3 protein-coding genes are annotated in these 5,941 nt (G+C 39.3%); 2 read left to right on the forward strand and 1 reads right to left on the reverse strand.

The annotated features are described in order from the left end of the window. Window positions 1-206: 206 nt before the first annotated feature. The gene (locus tag QZ334_RS06440) at window positions 207-1,505 is read left to right on the forward strand and encodes a DEAD/DEAH box helicase (RefSeq protein ID WP_105088979.1); all 1,299 of its coding nucleotides are present in this window, start codon (window positions 207-209) and stop codon (window positions 1,503-1,505) included. A gap of 81 nt (window positions 1,506-1,586) precedes the next feature. Here QZ334_RS06440 and QZ334_RS06445 read toward each other — a convergent pair whose 3' ends face one another. Further along, a complete protein-coding gene (locus tag QZ334_RS06445; protein ID WP_295232931.1) occupies window positions 1,587-3,896 on the reverse strand; it encodes a DNA topoisomerase 3 in 2,310 nt (769 codons plus the stop codon). Window positions 3,897-4,072: 176 nt separating this feature from the next. On the opposite strand from QZ334_RS06445, the gene QZ334_RS06450 reads away from it, so the two are divergent. Then, window positions 4,073-5,668, forward strand: coding sequence for a peptide chain release factor 3 (locus QZ334_RS06450; protein ID WP_295232934.1), 1,596 nt, complete (start codon window positions 4,073-4,075; stop codon window positions 5,666-5,668). Window positions 5,669-5,941 lie beyond the last annotated feature (273 nt).

Consider the following 5,941-nt stretch of genomic DNA (forward strand, 5'->3'; position numbering starts at 1 on the left):
CATAAACATTTATTCAAATCGTCATTTCTCAATTTATTATCAATTAGTATCTTCAACAATCGCATCATTAGTTTTACCAATTTACTATAGTGCCATGTAAAATTAGCCATATAAAATTAGTACTCTATGTAATGATTCAATTTATTTGCCCCTACTATGTGCATAAGGTATAATTAATATAATATGTATTATAGAAAGGACGATCCATGAAATCTTTTAAATCTCTAGGCGTTTGTGATGAACTCATCCAAGCCCTTCAAAAACAAGGTATCAAGGAGCCAACTCCAATTCAAGAACAAGCCATTCCTGTCGTATTTAAAGGGAATGATGTTATAGCAAAAGCTCAAACAGGCACAGGCAAAACATTAGCCTTCTTACTGCCGATTCTGCAACGTGTTCACACCGATGTGCATCAAGAACAAGTGCTCATTATTGCACCTACCCGTGAGCTTGTAAAACAAATCTCCGATGAAGCAAAAGAAATAGGTTCTATTTTAAATGTAGACATTCTTCCTCTTATCGGCGGTAAAACGATTGAAGCCCAGTTACAACAATTAGGACGCCGTCCGCAAGTTATCTTAGGTACGCCTGGTCGCCTATTAGACCATGCTAAACGGGGTTCACTCCACTTAGATTGTATCCGTCGTGTCGTACTCGATGAAGCTGACCAAATGCTTCATATGGGTTTCTTACCAGACATTGAAAACCTCATTAGCCAAACAGATGCAAACAGACAACTTCTATTATTCTCTGCAACGATTCCTGATAAGATTAGAAATCTTGCAAAAGCGTATATGTCTAAACCAGCTTCTGTAACAGCTGAGGGTAAACATGTTACACTTGAATCAATCGATCAACGCGTATACATGATGAACCCAGAAGAAAAAACGCAACGTCTCATCAAAATGATCGAAGAAGACAACCCATTCTTAGCAATTGTGTTCTGTAATAAGCGTGAAGGTGCTGTTCGCTTATCCTATGAGTTAACTGCAGCAGGCCTAAATATTGCTGAAATGCATGGCGATTTGACACAAGGTCGACGCACTCAAATATTACGTGATTTCGCAAAGGCTAAAACACAAATCTTAGTAGCAACAGATATTGCAGCTCGCGGTATTGACATTGAAGGCATTACACATGTTTATAACTACGACGTACCACGTGACGTAGATTACTATATCCACCGTATTGGCCGTACTGGTCGTGCAGGCAACTCTGGTGTGGCCGTTACATTTGCTACGCCGCAAGATGAATCTTGGTTACGTCGCATTGAGCGCGCCATCCAAGCAACGCTTACTAAATACACTAAAGATGGACAAATTAAGACTAAAGGTAATGCAAGTGCGGCACCTAAACGTGCAAAGTCATCTGGCAAACCTAAGATTACAAGTTCCTATCAATCTACAAAGGCTAAAGCTCATAAAGCTCGTGGCCACAAAGGCGCTAATACACGCCAACGCCGTACATCCACATCCCAAACAGGACGTCGTGGTAAACGTAGATAAAATTAAAGACGCGTACAGAGAAATCTGTACGCGTCTTTTTATATTCTTAACTAATTTATATTTTAACTAATATACATCTTATTATTTATTAGCATAAATACTTGGCACTCCATTCACATCGGAGCATTGTGTCTTGCATTGAGATCGATTACTACAAATCCAGTTAATTCGGCCTCTCGCCTCTTGCTTAACAAAATATCCTTCTTTACATCGTGGACATTTATATTGTTTATCTTCTTCAGCTACAGTGATATTACTTTCACCATTTGAAACATCACCCTCAACTGGTTGTGTATGTTTGCAAGCAGGATAATTAGTACAGCCTAAAAAAGCACCAAATTTACCATTACGCGGTTGCATTCGCCCCTTATTACACTTAGGACAGACTGGCAAAGAAGTTAAATCTACATCAGTATTATCCATTGGGCGCTTCCGGTTTTGATTTGTTATAGTACGAACTACATTGGGCATCATTTGACCAGAGTTTACCTGTTTATCAAAGCCAAGCTTATCAATTAATAGCTGCAAAAACTTAACTTGATCAGATAAGAAGGAATCTAATGTATCCTCACCTTCACTCATGAGAGCTAATCGTTCTTCCCAAACAGCAGTTTCATCAGGATATAACAATTCATCAGGCAACGCATCTACTAAAAGATAGCCTGTTTCCGTTGGTGATAGAACTTGCTTTTTCCCCGAAGTTTTCATAAAGCCACGACTGATGAGTTCATCAATAATATTAGCACGAGTCGCCTCTGTACCAATACCAGACACCGCCTTTAATTGCTTTTTCAAGTCTTCATTTTTTACAAACTTATGAATTTCCTTCATTGCTTGTAACAACGTAGACGGTGTAAAGCGAGAAGGCGGCTTAGTTTGCTTCGCCTCTACAGAGGAATCCGTGTAAAGCACAGAATCATTTTTCTTAACCGCAGGCAAATGATCTGTTTCTTCAATAGCCTCTTTTTTAGAGTCTGTTTCTGCACCACGTTCATCAGTTAAATCAGGTTCATCATTATCTGTCACAGATTTAGACTTTTGTCGTTTATAAAGTAATTTCCATCCTTCGTCTATAACTACACGGCCATTGGCAACAAACTCTTCTTTGCATTGCTCCACGACGATTTTAGTTTGCTCATAAATATGTTCGCCATAAAACTGAGCAATATAGGCCTGACTAATGAGGAAGTAAATATTGCGTTCCTCACGGGACAAACTATTTATATTACAAGCTACGGTCGTAGGAATTATAGCATGATGGGCTGTAATCTTCTTTTCATTCCAAGCGCGGCTCTTAATGGAGCGGTCTGCATCAGTAGCCCACTGTGCTAGTCTTTCATCTCCTGCATTCTGTAAATTATTGAGAATTGCATTGCGGTCACCATATTGATTTGGTGGTAAATATTCACAATCAGAACGAGGGTATGTAGTCAATTTCTTTTCATATAGTTTCTGTGCTGTATCAAGTACAGTTTGCGGATCATAGGAAAAAGCTTTACCAGCTAATACCTGCAAAGATGATAGAGACAATGGTAAACGCTGTACATCTTTCTTTTTAGATTTTGTAACAGCTTTAATAACTCCATCTGACCCCGCCTGTAAGCGCTCTACTAATTCATCGGCTATGGCTTTATTAATAAGACGTCCATCTGGGTCAAGCCCCTTTTGTTCGTCTGTAGGCTGCCACGTAGCCCAGAATACACCATTTGGATGATTATATAAAACCTTTAATGTAAAATAATCGACCGGTTTAAATGCCGCTAGTTCTCGCTCTCTGCGCACAACAAGGGCTAATGTTGGAGTCTTAACACGACCGATAGGTAATGTTACTTTATTACCTTTATAACGTTCAGACAATGTATAGGCACGAGATAAATTCATGCCAATAAGCCAGTCTGCACGTGCTCTAGCCAATGCAGATTGATATAGATTGTGAAAGTCTTTATTATGCCGTAGATCATTTAATGCGGCACGAACAGATTTTTCGTCCAATGCATTTAGCAAGATACGTTGTACAGGTTTTGTATTTCCTACATAATATAATACTTCATCAACCAACAATTGACCTTCCCTGTCCGGGTCACCTGCGTTGACGATAATGTCCGCTTTACCGATTAATTCTTTTACAGTCTCAAACTGTTGACGACTACTATCCGTAACGAGTAATTTCCACTCATCAGGCACAATAGGTAAATCTTGAGGGCGCCAGCGAATATATTTATCATCGTAATCACCAGGTTCTGCTTGATGTAATACGTGCCCTACAACCCAAGTCACCACATCATCACCTTGGATAAAATAGCCATTCCGTTTTTGGATATTCTTGTTTTCTGGCAAGCATTTACTAATTTCGCGAGCCATGGATGGCTTTTCCGCAATAAATAACCTCATGGTCCCCCTCCTTAACATAAAATAACGGCTATTCCCCAAGCCGCTCTTTGAAATCTCATTATACTACAATTTAGTGGTCATAACTACCAAAATCATGTATAATTTTAAAGATATGAATGGTGTGAAGATGATATATTAAAATAAGACTTTCACAAACGAAACAATAGAGGTGAACTATGACATTTTTAGAAGAAGTGCAACGTCGGCGTACGTTTGCTATCATATCTCACCCGGATGCGGGTAAAACTACATTAACAGAAAAACTACTTTTATACGGTGGTGCCATTCACTTAGCGGGGTCCGTTAAGTCTCGTAAAACAGCAAAACACGCCGTATCTGACTGGATGGAAATCGAAAAACAACGTGGTATCTCCGTAACGAGTTCCGTATTACAATTTGACTACGATGGCTGTCGTGTCAACATTCTTGATACTCCTGGTCACCAAGACTTCTCTGAAGATACATACCGTACATTGATGGCTGCCGATAGCGCTGTCATGCTTATCGACGTTGCAAAAGGTGTCGAAGCACAAACGAAAAAACTATTTGCCGTATCTAAAGAACGCGGTATTCCTATCTTTACCTTTGTAAATAAAATTGACCATTTCGGTCGCAGCCCATTTGACTTGATGGAAGAAATCGAAAACGTTCTTGGCATTCGTACATGCCCTATGAACTGGCCAATTGGTATCAACGGTGAATACAAAGGCGTATACGATAGAGAACACGAAACTATCGAGCTCTTCGCAAAAGACGAAACACATGGTCAAGAAAAGCTAGCCTCTGAAAAAGGTGCTTTGACTGATCCTCGTATGAAAGAATTATTAGGTGACGATGTATATCAAGCATTGCTTGATGATATCGAATTATTAGACGTTGCTGGCGATCCATTCGATTTTGATAAAGTTCGTGCAGGTGAATTAACACCTATGTTCTTCGGTTCTGCTATGACTAACTTTGGGGTAAAACCATTCTTAGAAAAATTCTTAGAACTAGCACCATCCCCTGCTCCACGACAAGCCGTGGAAGAAATGGTGCAGCCTACAAGCGAAGACTTCTCCGCTTTAGTATTTAAAATTCAAGCCAATATGGACCCTAATCACCACGACCGCATCGTATTTATGCGTATCTGCTCTGGTAAATTTGAAAAGGGCGTGTCCGTATTGCATCGCCAATCTAACAAAACAATTCGCTTGTCTCAGCCGCAACAATTTTTAGCTACCGAACGTACCATCGTAGAAGATGCATATCCCGGTGATATTATCGGTGTCTTCGATGCTGGCACAATGGGCGTAGGTGATACACTATGTGCACAAAAACACAAGGTAACATTTGGTGACTTCCCTGTGTTCCCACCAGAATTCTTCGCCCGCGTATCTCCAAAAGATACTATGAAGCGTAAGCAATTCCAAAAAGGCATGACACAATTGGCTCAAGAAGGTGCAGTTCAAATCTTTGAACAACCAGGTGCCCTCGACTCCTTCGTAGTTGGTGCCGTAGGTATGCTTCAATTTGAAGTTTTAGAATACCGTTTAAAAAATGAATATGGTGTTGATTTATTAAATAATACATTGCCATACAGTGTTGCCCGTTGGATTGATGGTGAAGTAGATATTGCGTCTTTAAAAGGTGTAGATAATGCGATGATTGTTAAGGATAATCGCGATCGTACTGTAGTGCTTATCTCCAATGAATGGCAAATGGGTTGGGTTCAAGAGCGTAATCCTGATGTTACATTCTTAACAACCCCAAAACTTCATCACGAACTATAGTATTGGCATTTATAGCTTATCTTTCTAAATCTATACTTCGCACTTCTAAATGCGAGATGTACTATGTAGCAGACAGTGGCTTAACTGCAAACCTCAATAGTTAAGCACACTATAAATCCTCAGATAATAACAACTGGAATATATTTCTCAATATATAAAAATTAGAAATATATTCCAGTTTATTTTTTTATAATAGGCAGGAAAATCACAGAATTTAGTCGAATACATATAGTATGATTATGTAGAGAAGTGATTTATACTATTACTTTCTCG

It is taken from the genome of Veillonella sp. (assembly GCF_019414865.1).
Classification (GTDB): Bacteria; Bacillota; Negativicutes; order Veillonellales; family Veillonellaceae; genus Veillonella.

Bases quoted from the DNA above. Each gene is read 5' to 3' on its own strand.
- QZ334_RS06440 (WP_105088979.1), top strand. From the start codon at position 207: ATGAAATCTTTTAAATCTCTAGGCGTTTGTGATGAACTCATCCAAGCC.
- QZ334_RS06450 (WP_295232934.1), top strand. From the start codon at position 4,073: ATGACATTTTTAGAAGAAGTGCAACGTCGGCGTACGTTTGCTATCATA.
- QZ334_RS06445 (WP_295232931.1), bottom strand. From the start codon at position 3,896: ATGAGGTTATTTATTGCGGAAAAGCCATCCATGGCTCGCGAAATTAGT.